General features: G+C 59.1%; 24 protein-coding genes. 9 read left to right on the top strand and 15 right to left on the bottom strand.

Going from position 1 to position 22,592, the window contains the following annotated elements:
- Both DTF_RS26870 and DTF_RS0115645 read right to left on the bottom strand, forming a co-directional pair.
- Nucleotides 1-469: patatin-like phospholipase family protein (locus tag DTF_RS26870; RefSeq protein ID WP_035057539.1), on the bottom strand; the 469-nt coding region annotated here is incomplete at its 3' end.
- 11 nt (nucleotides 470-480) lie between these two features.
- Nucleotides 481-1,029, bottom strand: a complete 549-nt coding sequence (locus DTF_RS0115645; RefSeq protein WP_051361372.1) for an MXAN_5187 C-terminal domain-containing protein — start codon at nucleotides 1,027-1,029, stop codon at nucleotides 481-483.
- Between the two features lie 193 nt (nucleotides 1,030-1,222).
- Between DTF_RS0115645 and glmU the strand changes: the two genes are divergently transcribed.
- Together glmU and glmS are read left to right on the top strand one after the other, a co-directional pair.
- On the top strand, nucleotides 1,223-2,620 hold the full coding sequence (glmU, locus tag DTF_RS0115640) for a bifunctional UDP-N-acetylglucosamine diphosphorylase/glucosamine-1-phosphate N-acetyltransferase GlmU (RefSeq protein ID WP_027716081.1): 1,398 nt from the start codon (nucleotides 1,223-1,225) through the stop codon (nucleotides 2,618-2,620).
- Nucleotides 2,621-2,707: 87 nt separating this feature from the next.
- On the top strand, nucleotides 2,708-4,537 hold the full coding sequence (gene glmS / locus DTF_RS0115635; RefSeq protein ID WP_027716080.1) for a glutamine--fructose-6-phosphate transaminase (isomerizing): 1,830 nt from the start codon (nucleotides 2,708-2,710) through the stop codon (nucleotides 4,535-4,537).
- Nucleotides 4,538-4,639: 102 nt separating this feature from the next.
- Here glmS and DTF_RS0115630 read toward each other — a convergent pair whose 3' ends face one another.
- A complete protein-coding gene (locus tag DTF_RS0115630) occupies nucleotides 4,640-4,945 on the bottom strand; it encodes a hypothetical protein (protein ID WP_027716079.1) in 306 nt (101 codons plus the stop codon).
- Nucleotides 4,946-5,245: 300 nt separating this feature from the next.
- Here DTF_RS0115630 and DTF_RS0115620 point away from each other — a divergent pair, with 300 nt between their 5' ends.
- Complete coding sequence (locus tag DTF_RS0115620; RefSeq protein ID WP_027716078.1) at nucleotides 5,246-5,692, top strand: hypothetical protein; 447 nt, start codon at nucleotides 5,246-5,248, stop codon at nucleotides 5,690-5,692.
- 45 nt (nucleotides 5,693-5,737) lie between these two features.
- Here the strand turns inward: DTF_RS0115620 and DTF_RS0115615 are convergent, their stop codons facing one another.
- Nucleotides 5,738-6,310, bottom strand: coding sequence for a cob(I)yrinic acid a,c-diamide adenosyltransferase (locus DTF_RS0115615; protein ID WP_027716077.1), 573 nt, complete (start codon nucleotides 6,308-6,310; stop codon nucleotides 5,738-5,740).
- A gap of 327 nt (nucleotides 6,311-6,637) precedes the next feature.
- Here DTF_RS0115615 and DTF_RS0115610 point away from each other — a divergent pair, with 327 nt between their 5' ends.
- The 4 genes from DTF_RS0115610 (at nucleotide 6,638) to DTF_RS23900 (ending at nucleotide 11,173) form a co-directional block, all read left to right on the top strand.
- Nucleotides 6,638-7,570, top strand: a complete 933-nt coding sequence (locus DTF_RS0115610; RefSeq protein WP_027716076.1) for an ABC transporter ATP-binding protein — start codon at nucleotides 6,638-6,640, stop codon at nucleotides 7,568-7,570.
- Nucleotides 7,570-8,364, top strand: a complete 795-nt coding sequence (locus DTF_RS0115605) for an ABC transporter permease (protein ID WP_027716075.1) — start codon at nucleotides 7,570-7,572, stop codon at nucleotides 8,362-8,364. The genes DTF_RS0115610 and DTF_RS0115605 overlap by 1 nt, the downstream gene beginning before the upstream one ends.
- Nucleotides 8,365-8,448: 84 nt before the next feature.
- Nucleotides 8,449-9,615 (top strand): alcohol dehydrogenase-like regulatory protein ErcA, encoded by a 1,167-nt coding sequence (ercA, locus tag DTF_RS0115600; protein WP_027716074.1) that lies wholly within the window; start codon nucleotides 8,449-8,451, stop codon nucleotides 9,613-9,615.
- Nucleotides 9,599-11,173, top strand: coding sequence for an ATP-binding protein (locus DTF_RS23900; RefSeq protein WP_027716073.1), 1,575 nt, complete (start codon nucleotides 9,599-9,601; stop codon nucleotides 11,171-11,173). Before ercA ends, DTF_RS23900 begins: the two co-directional genes overlap by 17 nt.
- A gap of 28 nt (nucleotides 11,174-11,201) precedes the next feature.
- Here the strand turns inward: DTF_RS23900 and DTF_RS0115590 are convergent, their stop codons facing one another.
- Nucleotides 11,202-12,065 (bottom strand): EamA family transporter, encoded by an 864-nt coding sequence (locus tag DTF_RS0115590; protein WP_027716072.1) that lies wholly within the window; start codon nucleotides 12,063-12,065, stop codon nucleotides 11,202-11,204.
- Nucleotides 12,066-12,172: 107 nt separating this feature from the next.
- The gene (locus DTF_RS0115585; RefSeq protein ID WP_027716071.1) at nucleotides 12,173-12,883 is read right to left on the bottom strand and encodes a GntR family transcriptional regulator; all 711 of its coding nucleotides are present in this window, start codon (nucleotides 12,881-12,883) and stop codon (nucleotides 12,173-12,175) included.
- Nucleotides 12,884-13,190: 307 nt separating this feature from the next.
- On the opposite strand from DTF_RS0115585, the gene DTF_RS0115575 reads away from it, so the two are divergent.
- On the top strand, nucleotides 13,191-13,967 hold the full coding sequence (locus DTF_RS0115575) for a sugar phosphate isomerase/epimerase (RefSeq protein ID WP_027716070.1): 777 nt from the start codon (nucleotides 13,191-13,193) through the stop codon (nucleotides 13,965-13,967).
- Here DTF_RS0115575 and dinB read toward each other — a convergent pair.
- A complete protein-coding gene (gene dinB, locus DTF_RS0115570; protein WP_027716069.1) occupies nucleotides 13,932-15,158 on the bottom strand; it encodes a DNA polymerase IV in 1,227 nt (408 codons plus the stop codon). The genes DTF_RS0115575 and dinB overlap by 36 nt on opposite strands.
- A 72-nt stretch (nucleotides 15,159-15,230) precedes the next feature.
- Here dinB and DTF_RS0115565 point away from each other — a divergent pair, with 72 nt between their 5' ends.
- The gene (locus tag DTF_RS0115565; RefSeq protein ID WP_027716068.1) at nucleotides 15,231-15,956 is read left to right on the top strand and encodes a FadR/GntR family transcriptional regulator; all 726 of its coding nucleotides are present in this window, start codon (nucleotides 15,231-15,233) and stop codon (nucleotides 15,954-15,956) included.
- A 101-nt stretch (nucleotides 15,957-16,057) separates the two neighbouring features.
- Here DTF_RS0115565 and DTF_RS0115560 read toward each other — a convergent pair whose 3' ends face one another.
- From DTF_RS0115560 to DTF_RS23895, 8 genes are all read right to left on the bottom strand, one after another.
- On the bottom strand, nucleotides 16,058-16,480 hold the full coding sequence (locus tag DTF_RS0115560) for a F0F1 ATP synthase subunit epsilon (protein ID WP_027716067.1): 423 nt from the start codon (nucleotides 16,478-16,480) through the stop codon (nucleotides 16,058-16,060).
- A 78-nt stretch (nucleotides 16,481-16,558) separates the two neighbouring features.
- Nucleotides 16,559-17,965: a F0F1 ATP synthase subunit beta gene (gene atpD, locus DTF_RS0115555; protein WP_027716066.1), complete on the bottom strand. Its 1,407-nt coding sequence runs from the start codon at nucleotides 17,963-17,965 to the stop codon at nucleotides 16,559-16,561.
- Between the two features lie 56 nt (nucleotides 17,966-18,021).
- The gene (gene atpG / locus DTF_RS0115550) at nucleotides 18,022-18,888 is read right to left on the bottom strand and encodes an ATP synthase F1 subunit gamma (protein ID WP_027716065.1); all 867 of its coding nucleotides are present in this window, start codon (nucleotides 18,886-18,888) and stop codon (nucleotides 18,022-18,024) included.
- Between the two features lie 24 nt (nucleotides 18,889-18,912).
- Nucleotides 18,913-20,424 (bottom strand): F0F1 ATP synthase subunit alpha, encoded by a 1,512-nt coding sequence (gene atpA / locus DTF_RS0115545; RefSeq protein WP_027716064.1) that lies wholly within the window; start codon nucleotides 20,422-20,424, stop codon nucleotides 18,913-18,915.
- A gap of 9 nt (nucleotides 20,425-20,433) precedes the next feature.
- Nucleotides 20,434-20,976 carry an ATP synthase F1 subunit delta gene (atpH, locus tag DTF_RS0115540; protein WP_027716063.1) on the bottom strand — a complete coding sequence of 181 codons (543 nt, stop codon included), beginning with the start codon at nucleotides 20,974-20,976 and terminating at the stop codon, nucleotides 20,434-20,436.
- Complete coding sequence (gene atpF, locus DTF_RS0115535; protein ID WP_027716062.1) at nucleotides 20,973-21,554, bottom strand: F0F1 ATP synthase subunit B; 582 nt, start codon at nucleotides 21,552-21,554, stop codon at nucleotides 20,973-20,975. Before atpF ends, atpH begins: the two co-directional genes overlap by 4 nt.
- Nucleotides 21,555-21,577: 23 nt before the next feature.
- A complete protein-coding gene (locus DTF_RS0115530; RefSeq protein WP_051361371.1) occupies nucleotides 21,578-22,003 on the bottom strand; it encodes an ATP synthase F0 subunit B in 426 nt (141 codons plus the stop codon).
- Nucleotides 22,004-22,180: 177 nt separating this feature from the next.
- On the bottom strand, nucleotides 22,181-22,588 hold the full coding sequence (locus tag DTF_RS23895; protein WP_051361370.1) for a polymer-forming cytoskeletal protein: 408 nt from the start codon (nucleotides 22,586-22,588) through the stop codon (nucleotides 22,181-22,183).
- Nucleotides 22,589-22,592 lie beyond the last annotated feature (4 nt).

The following is a 22,592-nucleotide window of genomic DNA, read 5'->3' as shown; positions in this document are numbered from 1 at the left end:
GAATGCCCTCCCGGCGAAAGGCCTGACAGAGATATCTCTGCAGCGGCCCCAGGGAGAACAGCCCCGCGGGGAACTGCTCCTGGAGGATGTGAACAATATCGACCAGGGAAAAAGTCCAGCGGTTTTGTCGATAGTTTCTGAAGATACGGAACAGGTTGGTCGTCAAGCTCCAGAAGGAAGCGAAAATCTCCCGGTAATCGAGACGGTAGATATCGCTGCGGTGGAAATTGAAAACGCTTTGTTCGTTGTTGTCTATGGCGTGGAAAAGGCCGTTGGGAGAGATCCGGTTGGCGATGAGAGTGGCGATAACGGACCCGGCGCTCACTCCGACGTAGATATCGAAGCGGCGGGTATTGAAACCCGGGGCGAAGAGGCGGTCGAGAGCGGTCAGACAGCCGATCTCGTAAGCGGCTCCCATGATTCCTCCCCCGGCCAGCACCAGGGCCGTCTTATTTCTCGCAGGAGGCATAAACGTCTGTCCTATTTCCTGGCCCTGGCCCTGATCTTCGGTTTGCCGTCTTCCGTCACTACCCTGAACTCCACCTCCCGTTCTCCGAATTTTTCCCGGATGGTGCTTTTCTGTCGCTCCAGAAAGGCAGCAATCTGTTGACGACTTGGGATCGCCCCTTCGATCCCACACGTCTTGCGGGCCTCCAGCAAATCCAGGTAGACCGCATCGATATCAAATTTGCCGGTCAAGGCGGGTTCTTCACGCTTTTCGGCTCCTTTCCCGACAACGCGGGACGCTTGACGAACATAGCGTCCTTCATCCATCAGGCGCAGGATGCGGTCCCAATACCCGCAGTAACTGTGGAAGCGGGTCGCCAGGTTCTGGGACTTGAAACGAAGATCGGTCTGGATGATGCGGCGATTTACGAACCGCCTTAAAAGCTTAGCGAGCTTCTCGCGCTCCTGAATCGGCTCGCGCTTTTCCACTCCGGCAAAATACTGCTCGAAGCGGATCTCGAGTTCCTTCATTTCCTGCTCGATTTTCGTTAGCGCCCCGGAAATGAGCTCGCGATCATTCATTAGTCCTCCGATAAGCAATAACTATACTGTAATTTCCTGGGGCTTTGCAAAGGAAAACCTTCCTCCCGAAGCCTCCCGACGGGCATATTCCTTGACTAGCAAAACCCTTTTCGTATAATGAGGCGTCTCGAAAAACTCTCTTGCGACTCTCCATGATATTAGATCTTCGGAGAGCCGGTCTCTGAGGAAAATCATGAAAATAAACGAGCGGAAAATGGCCGCCGTCATCCTGGCCGCCGGCCGGGGCACGCGGATGAAATCGGAAAGGCCCAAGGTGCTGCATCCGATCGCCGGCCTCCCCATGGCGATGTTCCCCGCGCGCCTGGCGAGAGAGCTGGGATGTGACCCCGCCGTGCTCGTGGTCGGCCATGGAGCGGCCGCGGTACGGCAGAAACTTGCCGAGGAATGCGTTCTTTTTGCTCACCAGGAGGATCAACTGGGGACCGGCCATGCGCTTCTCTGTGCGGAACCGCAGTTGCGGGATTTCACCGGAACTCTGCTGCTGCTGTGCGGAGATGTCCCCCTGCTGAGCCGGGAGACGCTGGAGAGGCTCCTGGCCTACCATGAGACGCAAGGGGCGGCAGTGACGGTGCTCACCACGGAACTGATCGATCCCCACGGCTACGGCCGCATTGTTCGCGACGGCGAGGAAGTGCTGCGCATCGTCGAGGAAAAGGACGCCTCCCTCAAGGAGAAGGCGCTTCGCGAAATCAACACCGGCATCTATGCTTTCGAAGCCCCCTTCGTATTCGAGGTTCTGCGCACCGTGGGCCGCGACAACGCCCAGGGAGAGTACTACCTGACCGATGTGGTGGCGGCCGCCCGGAGTGTCGGCCGCAAGGTCTGCGCCCTGGCCGCGGCCGATCCCGAAGAAGCGATGGGCATCAACGACCGTGTCCAGCTGGCCGCCGCTTCCGCGGCCATGCGTCGGCGCATCAATAATGCTCTGATGCGCGCCGGGGTGACCCTGGTCGATCCCGAGACCACCTACATCGAACCGCAGGTCGAAGTGGGGACTGATACCCTCATCCATCCCGGCGTTCATCTGCGCGGCGCCACCCGCATCGGCGGCGGCTGCACGATCGAGCCTGGAGTCATGGTCAACGACTGCGCCGTCGGCGAGCGGGTCCATCTCAAGGCCGGATCTGTACTGGAGGGATCGGAGGTCGGCGATGAATGCGCGATCGGTCCCATGGCCCACCTGCGCCCAGGCACCGTGCTGGCCGGAAACAACAAGCTCGGCAATTTCGTCGAAACCAAGAAGGCGTTTATCGGCCGAGGTTCCCAGGCCAGCCATCTCACCTATATCGGGGACGCCGAAGTTGGCACCGGAGTCAATATCGGCTGCGGAACGATCACCTGTAATTACGACGGGGTCAACAAGCACAAGACGGTGATCGAGGATGACGTTTTCGTCGGCAGCGACACCCAGTTCGTCGCCCCGGTGAAAATCGGGCGCGGCAGCCTGATCGGCGCCGGCTCCACCATTACCAAAGACGTCCCCCCCGACTCCCTCGCCCTTTCGCGATGCGAGCAGAAGATCATCGAGGGGTGGGCTGCGAAGAAGAGGAAAAGCCGGGAAAAGAAGTGATTGGTGATTGGTTAGACAACATCCAATAACCAATCGACAATCATCGCCAATCACCAATCACGGGTTTACGAATCACGAGGTTTATATATGTGCGGCATCGTCGGCTATATCGGACGGCAGGAAGCCACTTCCATCATCATTGACGGCCTGCGCCGCCTGGAATACCGGGGCTACGATTCGGCGGGGATCGCAACCCTGAACGGCGGCAGAATAGAGATCCGCCGCGCGGAGGGCAAGCTGATCAACCTGGAAAAAGTGCTTCGGGAGAGGCCGGTGCACGGGCCCCGGGGAATCGGCCACACCCGCTGGGCCACCCACGGACGCCCTTCCGAGATCAATGCCCACCCTCATTACGCCGGCGGCATCGTGGTGGTCCATAACGGCATCATCGAGAACTACCTCGCCCTCAGGGAAAAGCTCCGCGGCCTGGGCCACTCCTTCCGCTCGGAGACCGACACCGAAATTATCGCCCATCTCATCGAACAGCACTTCAAGGAGACGGGCGATTTCGAGACCGCCGTCCGCAGAGGACTCGGCGAAGTGAGGGGAGCCTATGCCGTGGCCATTCTCTGCGAGCGGGAACCGGATAAGCTGATCGCCGCCAAATCCGGCTCCCCCCTGGTGGTTGGGCAGGGGGAGGGGGAGTTTTTCGTCGCCTCCGACATTCCCGCCATGCTTTCCCATACCCGGGAAATGATTTTCCTCGAAGACGGCGAAGTCGTCGTCTTCACTGAAAGCGGCATGCAGGTGACTGATCTGGCCGGCGCCACCGTCGTCAAGACCCCCAAGACCATCACTTGGAGTCCGCTGATGGCGGAAAAGGGGGGATACAAGCACTTCATGCTCAAGGAGATCTATGAACAGCCCCGGGCAATCGCCGATACGGTGGCCGGGCGGCTGCTGGAAGAGGAGGGGGACGTCTATCTTGAAGACCTTCGTCTCGGCAATGCCGAGCTTCAGTCCCTCCAAAAGATCTTCATCGTCGCCTGCGGCACCTCCTGGCATGCCGGCCTGGTGGGCAAGTTCCTCATCGAGAAACTCGCCCGGATGCCGGTTGAGGTCGATATCGCCAGCGAATTCCGCTATCGCGACCCTATCGTCGCCCCTTCCACCTTGACCGTGCTCATCACCCAGAGCGGCGAGACAGCCGATACCTTGGCGGCCCTGCGCGAAGCCAGGGGGAAGGGGGGAAAGACGGTCGCCGTCTGCAATGTGGTCGAGTCCTCCATCGCCCGGGAGAGCGACGGCGTGGTCTACACCCATGCCGGCCCCGAGATCGGCGTTGCCTCGACCAAGGCCTTCACCACTCAGCTGGTCGCCCTATTTCTCCTCGCACTGCGCTTGGGGCGGGCGCGAGAGACCCTTTCAGCCGAAGATTGCCGCAAGCTCTCCGCGGAGCTCCTCACCCTGCCGCGCAAGGTGGAGGAGGCGCTGGAACTCGATGCCGTCATCGAGGAGGCGGCCAAAATATTCATGGGCGCCAGCGATTTTCTCTATCTGGGGCGCGGCAACCAGTATCCCATCGCCCTCGAGGGGGCGCTCAAGCTCAAGGAGATCTCCTACATCCATGCCGAAGGATACCCGGCCGGCGAGATGAAGCACGGACCCATCGCCCTGATCGACGAGCACCTGCCGGTGGTCATCGTCGCCCCGCAAAACGACACCTTTGAAAAAGTGGCCTCCAACATGGAGGAGGTGCGGGCCCGCGCCGGCAAGGTCATCGTCGTCACCAACGGCGACGGCGACAACCTCCGGGAAATGGCCGACATCGTCTTTACCCTCCCTTCGATCGCCGATGAGCTCATGCCCGTTCTCACCTCCATTCCCCTGCAGCTGCTCGCCTACCACATCGCCGTCCTCAAGGGAACGGACGTCGATCAGCCGCGCAACCTAGCCAAGAGCGTGACGGTGGAGTGATGGGCTAGAAGTGTTTCCCTACTAAATAGATTGGAACCGCAAATGGCTGCCTCTGATGAAGGGGCGGCCATTGCTGTCATGCGCTGCATGGGGAGTGGGTAGTCATTCTATATGGGCCTTGGCGGTATTCAGGGCGAGTGACCTGTCCCGGGTAAACAGCTTCCATTTCATTTCCGAGGAATGAAGACCGGCCTCTCGGTCCTGCCCTCGGCTGTAATACCAGTCGCCGAAACGCTCCACGGTCGAAAAAGGGTGATTTCCCCTGCAGAGAATGCCGCAGGGTTTGATTTCCTCGAAATAGATCGTTTCATCGGGCCAGTCTTCAAACAGCAGGTCCTCCGGCGGGTCTATCCCGGAGACGTCCACACCTTCGGCTTCCTGTTCGTCCAGCCATTCAGAGATTCTCATTCGTCATCTTCCTCTTTATGCATCGCTTGGCCCTGCAGCATAACTATATCCTCTGGCAGTCGGTATGCCACTCGCATCACCAAGGGACTAAAATCATTGACAAAGCCTGTCGTGAGCAGGTATTAAGAAGAGGAACTTTTTCCGCACGTGTTCCGGGAGGGGGAGCGATGGGAAGGGAAGAAGAAAAGAACGTCAAAAGCCGCCGTCGCCAGCAATGAGCTGACCGGCGGCTTTTTCAGTTTCCCGGGGGAGATTCCTTCCACGGGGTAATCGTCGACCGCCATCACACAGGAGGGGAAAATGAGGATACCGCAGACCACCATCTACGCCAAAAGCGCTGGAGTCGAGATCGCACCCCATGAGAAGCGAGGCACGGGGCGCCCGGCCGAGGGGCGGATCGCCTTGCGCTTCTTCCGCATGGAGAGCGGGGCCTCGTCGATCCGCTTCGTTGCCGAGCCGGCGGAAGCCTTCGAGCTCTATCGGAAAATCCACAAGGTCTTTCGGGAAGGGGGGAAGGAAACACTGACCCACCGCTTCGATGGGAGCGAGGGGGAAGTCTCCACCCGGCTGACCATAGAGCGCTACGACCGCGGAGGAAGGCCGGGATTCGCTTTCGCGGTCCAGAGGGGGGAGGAGGATGTCAACGTGCCGGTGAGCGGCGAACGCTTCCTCTATGCCGGAGAGTTTCTACGTCACCTCTCCCTCGCCCAGGCCTGGATAGAGCCGGAAAGGTCCGTGGGGGAGTAATGCCGAAAAAGAAGCGGGGTCGCGTGTTCCGCTTCTTTTTTCTGTTCAACGGTTTTGCCCCGGCTGCCAGAGGATATCCTCCCGCCCTTCGCCGTTGCACTGTCGCGCCCAGACGAAACAGAGATCGGAGAGGCGGTTCAGGTAGGTGAGGCAGAGAGGGTTGACGGCAACCTCCCCGGAGTCGATAAGGGTGAGCACCTCCCGTTCGGCGCGGCGGGCCACCGCCCGTGCGAAATGAAGGTGGGCGGCGGCCGGACGGCCGCCAGGCAGAATGAAGCCCATGGCCGGCTCCACCCGGGAAGCGCCGGCGGCGATGGACGCCTCCAGTCTCCCCACCTGATGAGCCTTCAAGTAGGGGATGCGGTCTTTTCCCCTTGCTCCCGGTGGAGTGGCGAGATCACTTCCGAGGTCGAAAAGATCGTTCTGGATGCGCCGCAATTCCTTGTCAATGTTCTCCGGCAGCTCCTCAAGGAGCACCACCCCGATCAGACTGTTGAGTTCGTCCACCGTTCCGTAGGCGCAGACCCTCGGGCTGTTCTTGGCCACCCGGCTGCCGTCGGCCAGACTGGTAGTTCCCCGGTCCCCCGTTCCCGTGGAAATGCGGTCGAGTCTCACCATTTTATTCCTCCTATTTTCAACCTGAATATCATTGTCCGCGAAGAGCACGAAGCAACACGAAGAAAATCCAAGAGCCTCAAAAAAATAACGTTTCCACCTCTGTGTATATCATCCGCAGGATTGTAATAGCAAATTCCTTCGTGTCCTTCGTGGATTAATGCTTTTCGTGGACCCGATCTCGCCTTGCAAGCGAATTTTGTTTCATCCTCAGTGGCTGCGGACAAATGCAATGGAAACCCTGACATTCCCTTGCGCGGTCCGTCCTTATTCCTCGTCCTCCGCTTCCGACCCTTGAAGATATGGGCTTTTCGGAGTATAGTGCCGGTCATGATTCCCGCCCTTAGTATACGAAATCTCAGCAAAAGCTACGACGGCACCGAGGCGGTCAAGGGGATCTCCTTCGACATTGCGCAGGGGGAGATCTTCGGTCTTCTCGGCCCCAACGGAGCTGGCAAGAGCACAATCATCAACATGGTTGCCGGCGTCACCCGCATCGGCGGAGGAGAAGTGGCTGTCTTCGGCCATGACAACCAGCGCGAGTACCGCCAGACGCGCCGGCTGATCGGGGTCATGCACCAAGAGCTTGTCATCGACCATTTCTTCACCATCGAGCGTTCCCTTCAGATCCACTCCGGTTACTACGGGGTGCCCGACGACCCTGCCTGGAGACGGCTGCTCATCGAACGGCTCGGTCTGGAGCCCCATCTGCTCAAGTCGATGAACAAGCTCTCCGGCGGCCTCAAGCGCCGCTTCATGGTCGCCAAGGCGCTGATCCACAAGCCGCGCCTCCTCATCCTCGATGAACCGACCGCCGGGGTCGATGTCGAACTGCGCCACAGCCTCTGGGAATTCGTTCAGGAGATGAACCGGGAGGGAACGACCGTGCTGCTCACCACCCATTACCTGGAGGAGGCCGAACAGATGTGCGGCCGAATCGGCATCATGAACCACGGCGAGCTGGTGGCCCTGGAAGGGAAGGAGGAGCTGCTCACCCGCCTCGGACGAAGGCATACGACGGTGCATCTTGCCGAGCCCCTCGACCGCGTCCCCGATGAACTCGCTCCTTTTTCAGCGAAGCTGGAAGGGGGGGGACGGACTCTGTTTCTCGCGCCTACGCAACAGCAGCGCGACGGCGAGCTGCTCACGATCCTTTGCCGTCTTGGTCTGAAGGTGACTGAGCTTTCCACCGAGCAGGCGGGGCTGGAGGAAGTCTTTCTCGAGCTGACCGGCCTGCGGCCGAACGGCCGCAAGGAGCCGTGATGAGCGAGCTGAACCCGAAACAGGTCCCCTTCGTCTCCTGGCTTCCATTCGTCACCCTGGTGCAGCGGGAGATCCTTCGCTTTATGCGGGTGTCGGTGCAGACAGTCATCACCCCGATCATCACCGCATCCCTTTATCTATTCGTTTTCGGCGCCACCCTGGGCGACAGGCTCAGCGTTGTGGAGGGCTTCAGCTATGCCCAGTTCGTCATTCCCGGACTGATCCTCATGGGAGTCATCAACAACGCCTTTGCCAACTCCTCCTCCTCCCTTTTCATGTCCCGCTATCTGGGAAATATCGTCGACCTGCTGGTCACACCCATAACCCCTCCGCAATTCATCCTCGCCTACACTCTGGCGGCCATGATTCGCGGTCTGCTGGTGGGGCTGGTGGTCTGGCTGATATCCCTCTTTTTCGCCGCTCTGCCCTGGCCCTCCCCATTTCTCGGCATGGCCATGGCATGCCTCTCCAGCTTTCTCTTCGCCCAGTTCGGCATCATTGCCGCCATCTACTCGGACAGCTTCGACGCCCTTTCGATGTACAACAATTTCGTGATCCTTCCCCTTATCTTTCTGGGTGGAGTTTTCTATCCCATCTCCATTCTTCCGGAGCCCTGGAGAAGCCTCTCCCGGTTCAATCCCCTTTTCTATCTCATCGACGGTTTCCGCCATGCCCTGCTGGGAGTCGGAGACACCTCCCTGTGGACCGCCTTCGGCATCAGCGCCGGCATGGCCTCCGGACTCTTCATCTGGGCCGCCCTGCTGATCGGCAAAGGATACAAGCTTCGCTCCTGAACCAATTCCTTTAGTTTGGTCTTTGGGGTATAATAAAATTTCTTCTGACCCTCCGTTGTTTTTCCCTCTTTACGCGAGAGCGGAATGGGCAAGCAGAATGCTCCCGAACTGCGCAAGTTTCTGGCGCCGGAATTTCTTTTCGGCATTGGGGCGCGATACCAGGCCGGGCGGTATGCCCGGAATCTCGGTTCAAGCCGGGTGCTGCTTGTCTCAGACCCCGGCGTCATCGCTGCTGGCTGGACCAGCCAGGTTCGAAACTCCCTGGAAGAAGAAGGGCTGGAGACCGTACTTTTCAGTGGGTTGACGCCCAATCCCAAGGCCCTGGAAGTGACTCGGGGAGTCGAAATTTATCTCCAGGCCGACTGCGACACCATCGTGGCGGTAGGAGGAGGCAGCCCCATCGACTGCGCCAAGGGGATCGCCGTCGTCACGGCCAACGGAGGCTCCATTCTGGACTACGAAGGGGTGGACATGATTTCCGAACCCGGACCGCCCCTGCTTTGCATACCCACTACTGCCGGCACCGCCGCCGACCTGTCGCAGTTCGCCATCATCACCGATCAGGCCCGCCGCTGCAAAATCGCCATCATCTCAAAGGCCATCGTCCCCGATCTCTCTCTGATCGATCCCGAGATGACCACCACGATGGATCCCTTTCTCACCGCCTGCACCGGAATGGACGCGCTGACTCACGCCATCGAAGCCGCCGTTTCAAATGCGCACTCGCCGATTACCGACCTGCATGCCCTCAAGGCGGTCGAACTGATCTGCGGCCACATTGAGAGGGTCGTCGCCTTTCCCGGGGATCTGGATGCCCGCGCGCAGATGATGCTCGGCTGCCTGGAAGCCGGCCTGGCCTTCTCCAACGCCAGCTTGGGAGCGGTCCACGCCATGGCGCACAGCCTTGGCGGGTATCTCGACCTCCCCCACGGCGAATGCAATGCCATTCTTCTTCGCCAGGTGATGGAGTTCAACATGCCCGCTGCCGATGACCAGTTTTCCCTCATTCTTAAGGCCATGGGTATTGAGACCCGTCAACGGAGCCGCCGGGAGATGGCCGCATCCATTCTGGCTGAGATCGAAAGACTGCGGCGGGCAGTGGGCATTCACCAGACCCTTCACGACTTGGGAGTTCATCGGACCGATGTCCGCGAGCTTGCGGAGTCGGCCGAGCGGGACCCCTGCCTTGCCACCAACCCCCGTGCCATCAACCGTCGCGACCTCGAGGTTCTCTATGAAGAGTCCCTCTGATCGCGACCGGCAGCAGGCGGATCTGCGTGCCATGATCCTGGGAATGGGGGAGCGCTCAATCCGCAAATCCTACTACCCCGCCTTTCGCCGCCAGGTGGATGCCCTTGAGCGGTACCGGGAGCTCCTCCACAGGGCCGACAACGCCATCTGCCTGTTGAGTTTTCCATCCCTTCGGTTTCTGGACACCAATCCCAGCGCCTGCCGTCTTTTTGACGTTTCGGCCAGCCGGCAGGCGGAAAAGTGTCTGCCCGAGACGATCGACCCACACTCGGCCGAAGCCATCGAAGCCTGGACTCGCGATCCCGTCCTGCAGGCCGGCCAACCTCTGCGACTCGAATCCCGGGTCTCCTCCGATGAAGAAGGCGGCGTGATCGACCTCACGCTGACTCTCGTCCATTTTCGGGATGACCGCTACGTGGTCTGCGTGGCCCACGACATTACCGAGCGCAAGGAGGCGGAAAGGGAACTCTGTCGGGCCCTGGCGGAAACAGAGACTTCGCGGGCGAAGATAGACGCGATTCTCCGCTCGGTCTCCGACGGACTGCTGGTGGTCGGCCTCGATGGAAGTATCTCACTCATGAACCTGAGCGCCGAGAGCTTCCTCGAGCGCTCAGCCGCTGACGCCTGCTCAGGACCTTTCGAAGAGACTGTCCACCAGGAAGAATTGCAAAGTCAGATCCGGGACGTACTTTCCGGTGAGGACCGCCCCCTGATCACCGAGTTTGAAATGTCCGGGCCTTCACAGAAGGTGCCGCGCATCATCCGGGCCAAAACCACTTCCGTTATCGGTCAGGAGAACCGGCGGACCGGCGCCATCACCATCCTTCACGACATTTCACAAGAAAAAGCGCTGGACCGGATGAAGGATGAATTCATCTCCACCGCAGCCCACGAGCTGCGCACTCCCCTGACCTCGCTGATGGGCTATTCCGAACTACTCCGCCAGCCCGATCTGTACAACGGCTCCTCGCCGGCGCAGCAGCAGGAATTCCTGGATATCATCTATCAGAAGGCGGAAGAGCTGGGCCGGATCGTAGACGATCTCCTCGATCTGAGTCGGGTCCAGTCGGGGAAACCTATCACCCTGGATCGCCATCGAGACGACCTGGGCCTGCTTCTCCATGAAATCGTGCAAGGCTGCCGGGAGAAGGTGACCGATACCCAGGTTGTCCTGGATCTACCCGAATACCCCCTTAATCTGGAATTCGATCGGACGAGAATCACTCAACTCATGCAGAATCTTCTCAGCAATGCCATCAAATTTTCCCCCCGCGGAACGACCATTCGCGTCTTCGCCCGAAAAGGCCCTCTTTTCTGCACCGTAGGCGTCGAAGATGAAGGAGCCGGAATGTCTCCCGACGAACTGGATCATATCTTCGACAAATTCTACCGGGTCGATGCTTCCAATACCGGTTTCTCCGGACTGGGTCTCGGCATGTCCATCGTCCGCCAGATTGTCGAGGCCCACGGCGGAGAGATCCTGGTCTTCAGTGAACAGGGCATCGGAACCCGGGTGACCTTCTCCCTTCCCCTGAAGCCCCAACCGCCGCGGAAATAAATCACCCCAACCCTTGCGCTTCGCAGATTCAAGGCCAGAGGATCAGCAGCACGCCGGCAAGCATGACGGCAGAACCCGCAAGACGCTTCCGAAAGCCGCTCTCTCTGAACAGGAAGTGTCCCCACACCACGGATAGAAGGGTGCTGGTCCGCTTTATTGCGATGACATGAGGCACCAGGGTGAGGCTTATCGCCGTCATCTGACTCAGGGAGGTCATGGCGCCGCAGAAGCCGGTAGCCGAGAGAAGAACAAGATTCCCCCTGATCCGCCCTAGCCCCATGGCCCGTCGGTACAAAATCACCGGCGCAAGCCCGCAGGCGATGACGATATTCACTGCAATGGCCCATAGAACAGGGGAGGAGTGTTGCAGGCCGATCTTGTCGACGTTGGCGGTAATACTCCAGAGCAGAGCCACCAGCAGCATCAGGCGCGGCCCGGGTTCTGAGAGCAGGGCCCGGAAAGGGGTCCAGAAGCCCTGATCCCTCCTATGCAGGTTGAGCAGGTAGGAACCCAGGACGATCAGCACGATGCCGACAATTCCTGCAGGTTCCGGATTCTCTCCCAGCAGCAGGGGAGAGGTTAGAAGGAGAAACAGGGGGGTGAAGGAAACCATGGGAACGGTAATGGACAGATCGGAGAGCCTGATCGCCCGCATATAGAGGATGGCGGTCACCACGTTAATCCCTCCGCTGACCAGCAGCGCCCACCAGAAGCCTGCCTCCAGAGGGGGAATGTCAATCACCAGCAGCAGGGGAAGCAGGAAGGGGAGGGCAAAAACCCGCCAGGCGCCTGCAACGACGTATTCATCGCTTCTTTCCAGGCTCTTTTTGCCGAAGACGTCCTTGCCGGATTCGAAAAAGGCCGTCAGGAAAGCAAAGCCAAGCCAGCTCATCGGAACACCTCCGGATTCTGGGAGCCCCGTCGCTTCTAAGATACCAAAAAACCCGCACCAAAAAGGAGCGGGTTTGTTTCGGCATGGGATGTGAACAGAGAATCTTCCTAGATGTCCAGCACGTGCTGGAGAATGGATTTTTCCACTCGCCTTCCCTCCTGCTGGGCCATGCTCTGGATCAGAACCTGGCCTCCATAGGCGGCCGTTTTGCTCACCAGCTGGTTGGCCTTCTCCCCGTCGTTGCTCTTAAAGGCTTCAAGGATCTTCTTGTGCTCATTCACCGAGATTTCCATGCGTCCCGGCAGAGAGAGAGAGGCCATGCGCAACCGGTTGAACTTCATCAGAAGCTGACCGATGAGTTCCAGCAGCTTCTCATTTCCGGCGGCGCGGATGAAGAGCTCATGGAACTCATTGTGTACCCGGAAGAATGTTTTTACGTCGCCGTCCCGCGCCAGCTGTTCTAGACGATCATTGATTGCCTCGAGACGGTCAATATCCTTGCTGCTCAGATTGACCGCAGCCATTCGGGCGGCATATCCTTCGAGGATGCTCTTAATGGCGTAGAACTCTTCCACGTCCCGTTCCGAGAGGGCGGTGACCACAGCCCCTTTGCGGGGAATGACGGTCAGGTATCCCTCCGACTCCAGCTGCCGGAACGCTTCACGAATCGGAGTGCGACTGATGCCGAAACGCTCGGCCAACTCAGGTTCGGCGACTTTTTCGCCGGGCTTGAGAGCCCCGCGGAGAATGGCTTCGCGGATCGTCTCCAGAATCTTCTCCCTCAGGGTCTGATGTCGTTCGATCGGTTTTCTTTTCATTGAATGCTCCATTGCATAGAATAAGTCAAGCGTATACGGATTGTATACAGTATACAGATATTGTCAAGAAGTTTATCCTTCGGTCACTGATAAGCCTTTGTAAGCTCTTGCCTTTTTCCTTTTTCGCGGCTATTATTCCAGGAACTTTTATTACTGGATCTTCATTCGGAAGAGGCGTGGAGGGAAAAGGTGGGGAAGGTGAACGGCCATATTGCGGACCATCACGGCACTTGCGTAGAAGAAGATATGTTCATTCTGGATGAGATGGGTACGATCCAAAACCTTGATCGTATCGCCGGAGGCGAGGGTGACTGATCATCGCCTGCATGTCCATGTTCCCTGGGCTCAATTGCGAGCGACCCTGCCCTTCCTCCTGGAACGAAGCCTGCAGCCCGAGATCGCCTTCAAGGGGCCGGATCTCGACATGGTGTCCCCTCAACACCTGCGGGACGCCGGTCGCCAGTTGGCCGGGGCGGGCCTGAAGGTCACTATCCACGCTCCTTTTGCGGATCTCAACCCTGGGGCGCTTGAACCCCTGGTGTTCAAAGCGACCCGGCAGCGCTTCTTCCAGACCCTGGAGGCCGCCGACCGCCTGGGGGCTCGACTTGTTGTCTTTCATCCCGGATACGACCGGTGGAAGTACAGCGGCCTCGACCATCTCTGGCTGAATCAGAATCTGCACTTCTGGCCGCCTCTCCTGAAAAGGGCGGCTGAACAGAAATGCACTATGGCTCTGGAAAATATCTTCGAGAAGGATACGGGGACCCTCTGCGATCTTCTGTCCGCCCTTGACACTCCGTGGCTCGGGCATTGCTTCGATATAGGCCACTGGAGCCTCTTTGCGGATGTCTCACTTTCCGACTGGTTCAACGCTCTCGGTTCACGCCTTGTGCACCTTCATCTTCACGACAACCTCGGTGTAAGAGACGACCATTTACCGGTGGGAGAGGGGAGGATCGACTTTGCCGCCCTCTTCCAGTTGATGTCCAGCCTCCCCGCGGCACCAAGCATGACACTGGAAGCCCATACCCGGTCGAACCTGCTCCGCTCACTGACCGGTGTCGCCCCCTTCCTCGTCACCTGACCTCGGCAATTCCACCAGGGCTCCGCGGCGCACCCCGTAAGCCCCGAAGCGTTCCCGTATTCCGTCTACCGCCCGGTCGAGAGCGCTTTGCCGACGACGCCTCTCCTCTTCAAACAGATCCGCTTGGCGTGAACCCTCCTCCTCCAGCAGTGAAAGAGAGATCCCCAGGAGCCGCACAGGCCTTCGACCCGCCTCGGTCTTTTCGAGCAGACTCAGTCCCTCCCTGTACATCATCATGGCATTGTCCATGCCGGTGGCGATCGTCCTGCCCCGCGTTACGGTCACGAAATCGGAATATTTCACCTTCAGGGTGATACAACGCCCTGTCAAACCATGGCGTCGCAGCCGCGCCGCCACCCTCTCACACAGGTCCAGCAGTTCCTTGTGCAAATCGTTCATTTTCCACAGGTCACTGGAAAAGGTTTCCTCGTGTCCCACCGACTTGATGGCACTGGTCGTCTCCACCGGACGATCGTCTTCCCCTCGGGCCAGGAGGTACAGGTGTTCGCCTTGGGCTCCGAGCATGGTGCTCAGGCTGCTCCTGCTGAGCTGCCGCAGGTCGGCAACGGTACGCAGCCCAAGTTTCCTCAGCTTTCCGACCGTTACCTCACCTACACCATGGAGCCGGGAGAGGGGAAGGGGAAGGAGGAATTCATCGATCGCTTCAGGCCGCACCTCTACTAGTCCGTCGGGTTTTCCGAAGTCCGAAGCCAGCTTGGCCAGGAATTTGTTTGGCGCAACTCCAGCGCTGACCGTGAGACCGGTTTCGGCGCGGACCTCTTTTCTGATCCGGGAAGCTATAGTGGTTGCCTGTCCGAACAAGCGTTCACAGCCGCTGACGTCCAGGAAGGCCTCGTCTATGGAGAGGGGCTCTATCCTGTCTGTGAATCGCGAGAATATTCCGAAGACCTGGGCCGACAGCTCTCGGTAACGCTTCATCCGCACCGGCAGCACCTTCGCCGCTGGGCACAACCGAAGGGCCTGCGCCATCGGCATTGCGGAGTGAATTCCGTAGCGCCGGGCTTCATAGGAACAGGCGCAGACAACGCCTCTTTCCCGATTTCCCCCCACCAGGACCGGCTGACCCCTCAACTCGGGACAGTCATTTTGCTCCACGGCAGCAAAAAATGCGTCGAGGTCAAGATGAATCACCGACCGGGGGGAATTACTGTTCAGCACCTTGCTCGGCATAAGAGAACTGTTGCTTTTCTAGGAAAACAATGGTAAAAATGGTCATACCAATTCTTATCTTGGAGCAATGGAATGACCAACCCTTTCAAACCGATCCGACCGAAAAAGATTTCCGAAGAAATCGTGGGACAGATCAAGGAACTTATATCCAGAGGCCAACTTAAACCCGGTGAAAGAATCCCTTCTGAGCGGGACATGGCGAGCATGCTCGGAGTCAGCCGGCCTTCGGTACGTGAGGCGATCATGGTTCTGGAAGCCATGGGGCTGATTGAGTCGCGTCAGGGCGGCGGCACCTTCGTCCGTTCACTCACCGAAACCTCCCTTGCGGATCCGCTCACCACGATGGTAGAAAAAGACCCCCGTCTGCTCGTTTCGCTCGTTGAGGTGCGCATGGGGCTGGAAACATGGTCCGCATTTCTGGCTGCCTCCAAGGCCACGGAAGAGGAAATCGAAACGCTGGCCGGATACATCGAAGAGATGGAGCGGCAGGCCGGCGAAGGGGGCTGGGATCCTCAGGTTGACGCCCAGTTCCATTATACGATCACCATGGCAACCCACAACACCATTCAACTTCACATTCTGGATACGATCCGAGGTCTCTTTCAGGCTACCATCGAAGTCTCCCTCCTGGAATTCTACAAGAGGGAAGGGTATCTGGAGTCCCTGTTGAATCAGCACCGTGCCATTTTCGAGGGCTTGCGTCAACGCAATCCGGAAAAGGCACGAGAGGCGATGATGGAACATCTGAGATTCGTCCAGACCAAAGTCCCGCTGATTTTCAAGGAAAAATTCAGCTAACCGCCGACCATACTGAAAACTATCATTCTTCCCAAGAACAAAGGGCGACCCACTGGGCCGCCCTTTCCGTTTTCGTTTTCGTTTTCCTTGAACCTGTAAATCTAGTGGCCACGCTGTTGTCTGCGTCCGGCTACCTGGATCCGGATAGCGGCCCTTTCCAGAGCGGCTTCCATGATCAGGTAGCTCTTGTCCTCTGGGCTGAGCTTCTTCAGAGCCTCCTCGGCGCGCCCCAGGGCGGCCTTGGCGCGTTCGAGGTCGATCTCGTCGGCGGGTTCGGCGGTCTCCACCAGGACGGTGACCGTATCGTTCTCCACCTCGACATATCCCCAGTTGACAGCCACATGAAAGGTCTCTCCGCCGGTACGGTAAACCAGCTCGCCCACCTTGAGGTTGGTCAACATCGGAGTATGGCCCGGCAGCACTCCGAATTCGCCGAGGGTCCCGGGCGCGGTGACCTCATCCACATCGGTGGAGAGTACCTTCTTGTAGGGGGTGACCATTTCCAGTCTGAGTTTTTCTGCCATATATCATTATCCTCTGTAGGGGCGCCGCTTGCTGCGCCCACAGCCGGGCAGGGCAAGCCCTGCCCCTACAACGGGTCTTTAAGCCGCCAGCTTCTTGGCTTTTTCGAGAGCTTCCTCGATGGTGCCCACAAGGTAGAAGGCCTGCTCGGGAATGTCATCATATTTCCCTTCGACGATCTCCCTGAACCCCTTGATGGTATCCTTGAGCTCGACGTACTTGCCGGGGGACCCTGTGAAGACCTCGGCGACATGGAAGGGCTGGGAGAGGAAGCGCTGGATCTTGCGGGCGCGGGCCACAACCAGCTTGTCCTCCTCGGAGAGCTCGTCCATGCCGAGGATGGCGATGATGTCCTGCAGGTCCTTATAGCGCTGCAGAACGTACTGCACGTCGCGGGCAATCTTGTAATGCTCCTCGCCGACCACCTGAGGATCCAGGATGCGGCTCGTGGAGTCGAGGGGATCGACCGCCGGGTAGATGCCGAGCTCGGCGATCTGCCGGGAAAGAACGGTGGTGGCGTCGAGGTGGGCAAAGGCGGTCGCCGGGGCCGGGTCGGTCAGGTCGTCGGCAGGAACGTAAATCGCCTGGACCGAGGTGATCGAGCCCTTGTTGGTGGTGGTGATCCGCTCCTGCAGCTCGCCCATTTCGGTCGAGAGGGTCGGCTGATAGCCGACAGCGGAGGGGATGCGGCCGAGAAGCGCCGAAACCTCGGAGCCGGCCTGGGTGAAACGGAAGATGTTGTCGACGAAGAGGAGGACGTCCTGGCCTTCCTCGTCGCGGAAATACTCGGCCACGGTGAGAGCGGAGAGCGCCACGCGGGCGCGGGCGCCGGGGGGCTCGTTCATCTGGCCGTAGATCAGGGCAGCTTTGTCGAGGACGCCCGATTCTTTCATCTCGTGCCAGAGGTCGTTCCCCTCGCGGGTGCGCTCGCCCACCCCGGCGAAGACCGAGTAGCCGCCGTGCTGCTTGGCGATATTGTGGATCAGCTCCATGATGAGAACGGTCTTGCCGACTCCGGCTCCGCCGAAGAGGCCGATCTTTCCGCCGCGGGCGTAGGGAGCGAGAAGGTCGACGACTTTGATTCCTGTTTCGAAGGCCTCGACTTTGGTCGACTGGTCGGTAAACTCGGGGGTCGGACGATGGATTTCCCATTCCAGATCGGAGTCGACCGGACCGGCTTCGTCGACGGGCTGGCCGATCACGTTTAGGATGCGTCCCAGGGTCTTGCGACCGACGGGCATGACGATCTGCTTGCCGGTGTCGAGCACGTCCTGGCCGCGCACCAGACCGTCGGTGGAGTCCATGGCGATGGTGCGGACGGTGTTTTCGCCCAGGTGCTGGGCTACTTCGACCACCAGGTTCCACTCACCAGTCCCCAGAGAGGGGTTGGTGATCTTGAGGGCATGATAGATTTCGGGGAGTTTACCGGCCTCGAATTCCACGTCGACGACGGGACCGATAACCTGGGTGATTTTTCCTTTATTCATGATGAACCGTTCCTCCTTTTCCTCACCTTGGCAGGTGTGGATCATCGTTCGTTTTCTTATTTGATCGATTCGGCGCCGGAGATGATTTCCATCAGCTCTTTGGTGATGGCCGCCTGACGGGCCCGATTGTACTGAAGGGTAAGCTTGCCGATCATCTCCGAGGCGTTCTTGCTGGCGCTGTCCATCGCGCTCATCCTGGCGCCGAGCTCGGAAGCAACCGACTCGAGCAGCCCGCGGAAAACCTGGACTTCGATGTGTTTGGGCAGAATCTGGTCCAGAACCGCGCTCCGGCTGGGTTCGTAGAGGTATTCGGCGACGTGCTCGCCTTCTTCGACCTTCTTCGGAACAATGGGAAGCAGTTTTTCGAAGGTCACTTCCTGGGAAATCGCGCTGCGGAAGGCGTTGTAGACGAGATAGACCGCATCGTATTTCTCCTCGATGAAGCTCTCGACGATTTCCTGACCCAGAAGGGAGGCCGTCCCGTAGGAGATAGTGCCGGTGATGTTTTCATAGACCTTGACGATGTGCTGGCCGACACGGTTCTTCAGCAGCTCTTTGCCCTTGCGGCCGATGATCATCAGGTCGAGCGCCTCGTAGCCCTCGGTATTGGCCCGGATGAACCGCTCGGTCGCCTTGCTGATGTTGCTGTTGAAGCCTCCGCAAAGGCCGCGATCGGCCGTCATCAGCACGATCAACGCCCGTCCCTTCCCCCGATCCTTGAGCAGGGGATGAGCTTCGGTTTCCTCGCGCAGGGCGAGGCTGGCGAGGACCTCCTGCATCTTGTTGGCATAGGGCCGGGCAGCGACCACGGCTTCCTGGGCCCGCCTCAGCTTGGCGGCGGAAACCATCTTCATCGCCTTGGTGATCTGCTGGGTGTTCTTGACCGAGCCGATCCGCTTCTTTATATCCTTCAGACTTGGCATCTGTTCTGACCTTCTGCTCGCGGTTTACTCGGCGACGAACTGAGTCTTGAATTCCTCAAGGGCGCCCTTGATGCGACCTTCGAGATCGGCGTCGATAGCTTTTTTCTCCTTCAGGTCGGCCAGTATCTGCCCGTGCCTGCTTTCCATGAAGATCAGCATCTCTTTTTCATAGCGCTGCACGGCGCCCGTCGGATAATTGTCGACGAAGCCGTTGTTGGCCGCATAGATGCCGAGAACCTGCTTTTCCACCGGCAGAGGCTGATACTGTCCCTGCTTGAGAATTTCCACCAGGCGGGCGCCGCGGTTGAGCTGGCGCTGGGTGGCGGCGTCGAGATCGGAGCCGAACTGGGCGAAGGCGGCCATCTCGCGGTACTGGGCCAGCGCCAGGCGCAGGGTTCCGGCGACCTGCTTCATCGCCTTAACCTGTGCGCTGCCGCCGACGCGGGAAACGGACAGACCCACGTTGATGGCGGGACGCACCCCGGAGTAGAACAGGTCGGTTTCCAGAAAGATCTGTCCGTCGGTGATGGAAATGACGTTGGTCGGAATGTAGGCGGAGACGTCGCCGGCCTGCGTTTCGATGATAGGCAGGGCGGTGAGGCTGCCGGCGCCGAGATCGTCGTTGAGCTTGGCGGCACGCTCGAGGAGGCGGCTGTGGAGATAGAAGACGTCGCCGGGGTAGGCCTCTCGTCCCGGGGGACGGCGCAGCAGCAGGGAGAGCTGGCGGTAGGCCACGGCCTGCTTGGAAAGGTCGTCGTAAATGATCAGGGCGTGCTTGCCAGTATCGCGGAAGAACTCGCCCATGGTAACCCCGGTGTAGGGGGAGATGAACTGAAGGGGGGCCGGGTCGGAGGCCGTGGCGGCCACGACGATGGTATAGTCCATGGCGCCGAAATGCTTGAGTTTGTCGACCACCTGGGCCACGGTGGAGCGCTTCTGCCCGATGGCGACATAGATGCAGACGACGTTCTGGCCCTTCTGATTGATGATGGTGTCGAGGGCGACGGCGGTCTTGCCGGTCTGCCGGTCGCCGATGATCAGCTCGCGCTGGCCCCGGCCGATGGGAACCATGGCGTCGATGGCTTTGAGGCCGGTCTGCATCGGCTCGTGGACCGACTTGCGGGCGACGATGCCGGGGGCCTTGATCTCCACCTGGCGGTAGTCGTCGCTCTTGATCTCTCCCTGACCGTCGATGGGAATCCCGATGCCGTTGACGACGCGGCCGAGAAGGGCCTCGCCGACGGGGACCTGAACGATGCGCTCGGTGCGCTTTACGGTGTCGCCCTCCTTGATGTGCTCGGCTTCGCCGAGAATGGCGGCGCCGACGTTATCTTCCTCAAGGTTGAGCACCATCCCCATGACCCCGCCGGGGAATTCGAGAAGTTCGCCGGCCATGGCTTTGTCCAGGCCGTGGATGCGGGCGATACCGTCACCGACGCTGATGATGGTACCGGTCTCGCTGACCTCCACCTCGCGACCGAAGTTTTCGATCTGCTTCTTGATTATCGCGCTGATTTCTTCTGCTCTGATTTCCATAAGACCTTCTCACCCCTTCTTTAAGGTATCTTCAATCCGATTAAGCTGAGTTCTGATGCTGCCGTCAAATTCTCTGCCGCCGATCTCGGCCTTGATGCCGCCGATCAGGGAAGGGTCGAGTTCGACCGTCAGCCGGACTTTTTTCCCCGTCTGCTTCTCAAGGCTGCCGCCGATGGACTTGCACTGGGCCTCGGAGAGCTCGGCCGCCGAAGTGATCCGGGCACGGAGGATGCCGGAAAGCTCATCGGCGAAATCCCGGTAATTTCCCTCGATCTGCGGCAGGTACCGCAGGCGATCCTTTTCCAGGAGCAGACCGAGAAACTTCTTCATTCCGTCAGAAAAGTCCAGGGTCGCCTGAACGTCCGCCAGAATAGCCGCTTTTTTCTCCATGGGAAACGTGGGACTCTCGAGGATGAGGCGGAGCATGTCCTCCGAGTTAATCAACGAGCTGATCCTGGAGAGTTCATCTCCGTACCGCTCCACCATCTTCTGCTCGGCGCCCAGATCCACCAGGGCCTTGGCATATCGCCTGGATATCGCGCTGATACTCAATGTAGTTCTCCCACCTTCTGCAGGTATTCATCTACCAGACGGGAATGATCTTCCCGCGTGAAATTCTTCTTCAACAGTTCCTCGGCGATCTCGATGGCCATAAGGGCGGCTTCCTCGCGCAGTCGAGCCCGGGCTTTGCCCACCTCGTTGGCAGCGGTCTTTTCGGCTTCCTGTCCGATCTTCTCGGCCATTTCCCTGGCATTGGCCAGGATCTTCTCCCTCTCCAGCTCCCCTTCTTTTCTGATGGAGGCGTAAATCTCCTCGATTTCCGCCGACGCCTTGCTGAGCTTGCGGTCGTACTCGGCGAATTTGGATTCGGCTTCTTCCTTGGCGGCTCTGGCTTCGCGAAGATTCTTCGCGATCTCCTCCCGTCGAGCGGCCATCCCCCTGCGAATCGGCTTGGTGATGAAATAGCCTAGAATTCCGGCCATTATGGCAAAATTCAGGCAGCGGTACAGAAAGTCCTTAAGCAGCACGCCGCTGTCGACGTGGTGACCCTCGCCGGTGGCGGCCAGAGCCGCTGATGCCGAGATCAGCAACAGGCCGGCGACAGCGGATATCAGGCGTCCTTTATTCATGATCCAACCCTTGGGAAAATGCATTACAGCCCCCTTCCGAGGACCTTGGAGGCCACATGAGAAGCCAGATTCGCGGCCTCGCTCCTGAGATGTTTGCTCGCTTCGGCCGCCTCGGCAGCCACCTTGTTCTTGATGGTCTGCACATGGGTGCCGGCACTCTCCCGCGCGGTGGAGAGCATCAGGGCCTCCTGCGCCGCGGCATCCTGACGCAGCACGGCCTTCTCCTGGGTGCCCTTGAGCTTGGCTTCCTGAAGCTGTCCCTGATAGCGCTCCATTTTTTCACTGATCTGGTTTTCCAGATCTTTCGCCCGGCGGTGCGACCCTTCGACCGTCTCCCGGCGCCGGTCCATGACGGCGCGAATAGGCCGGTAAAGCAGGACATTGAGCACCAGCATGAGCACAAAAAAATTGGCGAACTGCAGCCAGATGGTCCAATTGATTTCGATCACTGCACACCTCGTCAGCTAGAAGGGGCCACCCCTCTTTTCGTATACTGTATACAACAAAATCCGGGATTAAAAAATCCTGCCCTGGGGCAAAACAGGGAATAGCTACCACATGACCCTTTTATTGTCAAGGATCTTATGGTGCCTTCCGCTTTTCGGCTATTTGTCACCCTTGCGGTTTCAGCGTGCCACGGCCTTCTTTTCAGCAGGCGCAGCTTCCTTCTTCATGGTCAAGGTGCCATTGAGCTGAACACCCTCCTCCACCGATAGAACCGGGGTTTCGATGCTCCCCTCCACCTGTGCGGGCGCCCGCAGCTCGACTTTTTTGCTGGCCTTGATGTTACCCTTGAAGCGCCCGCTTAAAACAAGGGTACCCACCGTCACCTCCGCCTGGATGTCAGCGGCCTCACCCACGATCAGGGTGTCGCGGGAAGTTACTTCGCCGCGGAACGTTCCATCCAGACGGACGATTTCGTCGAATACCAGCTTCCCTTCGAACTGGCTGCCGGGGCCCAGGAAAGCCTTGATGTCACCCTTCTCAATGGGAGTCTCTTTGCGCATCGTTCCCTTGTCCTTCCTGTTAAACATTTAA

It is taken from the genome of Desulfuromonas sp. TF (assembly GCF_000472285.1).
Taxonomy (GTDB): Bacteria; Desulfobacterota; Desulfuromonadia; order Desulfuromonadales; family ATBO01; genus ATBO01.
This window is presented reverse-complemented; position numbering and strand designations above follow the sequence as displayed.

Bases quoted from the DNA above. Each gene is read 5' to 3' on its own strand.
- DTF_RS0115645 (WP_051361372.1), bottom strand. From the start codon at position 1,029: ATGAATGATCGCGAGCTCATTTCCGGGGCGCTAACGAAAATCGAGCAG.
- glmU (WP_027716081.1), top strand. From the start codon at position 1,223: ATGAAAATAAACGAGCGGAAAATGGCCGCCGTCATCCTGGCCGCCGGC.
- glmS (WP_027716080.1), top strand. From the start codon at position 2,708: ATGTGCGGCATCGTCGGCTATATCGGACGGCAGGAAGCCACTTCCATC.
- DTF_RS0115630 (WP_027716079.1), bottom strand. From the start codon at position 4,945: ATGAGAATCTCTGAATGGCTGGACGAACAGGAAGCCGAAGGTGTGGAC.
- DTF_RS0115620 (WP_027716078.1), top strand. From the start codon at position 5,246: ATGAGGATACCGCAGACCACCATCTACGCCAAAAGCGCTGGAGTCGAG.
- DTF_RS0115615 (WP_027716077.1), bottom strand. From the start codon at position 6,310: ATGGTGAGACTCGACCGCATTTCCACGGGAACGGGGGACCGGGGAACT.
- DTF_RS0115610 (WP_027716076.1), top strand. From the start codon at position 6,638: ATGATTCCCGCCCTTAGTATACGAAATCTCAGCAAAAGCTACGACGGC.
- DTF_RS0115605 (WP_027716075.1), top strand. From the start codon at position 7,570: ATGAGCGAGCTGAACCCGAAACAGGTCCCCTTCGTCTCCTGGCTTCCA.
- ercA (WP_027716074.1), top strand. From the start codon at position 8,449: ATGGGCAAGCAGAATGCTCCCGAACTGCGCAAGTTTCTGGCGCCGGAA.
- DTF_RS23900 (WP_027716073.1), top strand. From the start codon at position 9,599: ATGAAGAGTCCCTCTGATCGCGACCGGCAGCAGGCGGATCTGCGTGCC.
- DTF_RS0115590 (WP_027716072.1), bottom strand. From the start codon at position 12,065: ATGAGCTGGCTTGGCTTTGCTTTCCTGACGGCCTTTTTCGAATCCGGC.
- DTF_RS0115585 (WP_027716071.1), bottom strand. From the start codon at position 12,883: ATGAAAAGAAAACCGATCGAACGACATCAGACCCTGAGGGAGAAGATT.
- dinB (WP_027716069.1), bottom strand. From the start codon at position 15,158: ATGCCGAGCAAGGTGCTGAACAGTAATTCCCCCCGGTCGGTGATTCAT.
- DTF_RS0115565 (WP_027716068.1), top strand. From the start codon at position 15,231: ATGACCAACCCTTTCAAACCGATCCGACCGAAAAAGATTTCCGAAGAA.
- DTF_RS0115560 (WP_027716067.1), bottom strand. From the start codon at position 16,480: ATGGCAGAAAAACTCAGACTGGAAATGGTCACCCCCTACAAGAAGGTA.
- atpD (WP_027716066.1), bottom strand. From the start codon at position 17,965: ATGAATAAAGGAAAAATCACCCAGGTTATCGGTCCCGTCGTCGACGTG.
- atpG (WP_027716065.1), bottom strand. From the start codon at position 18,888: ATGCCAAGTCTGAAGGATATAAAGAAGCGGATCGGCTCGGTCAAGAAC.
- atpA (WP_027716064.1), bottom strand. From the start codon at position 20,424: ATGGAAATCAGAGCAGAAGAAATCAGCGCGATAATCAAGAAGCAGATC.
- atpF (WP_027716062.1), bottom strand. From the start codon at position 21,554: ATGAATAAAGGACGCCTGATATCCGCTGTCGCCGGCCTGTTGCTGATC.
- DTF_RS23895 (WP_051361370.1), bottom strand. From the start codon at position 22,588: ATGTTTAACAGGAAGGACAAGGGAACGATGCGCAAAGAGACTCCCATT.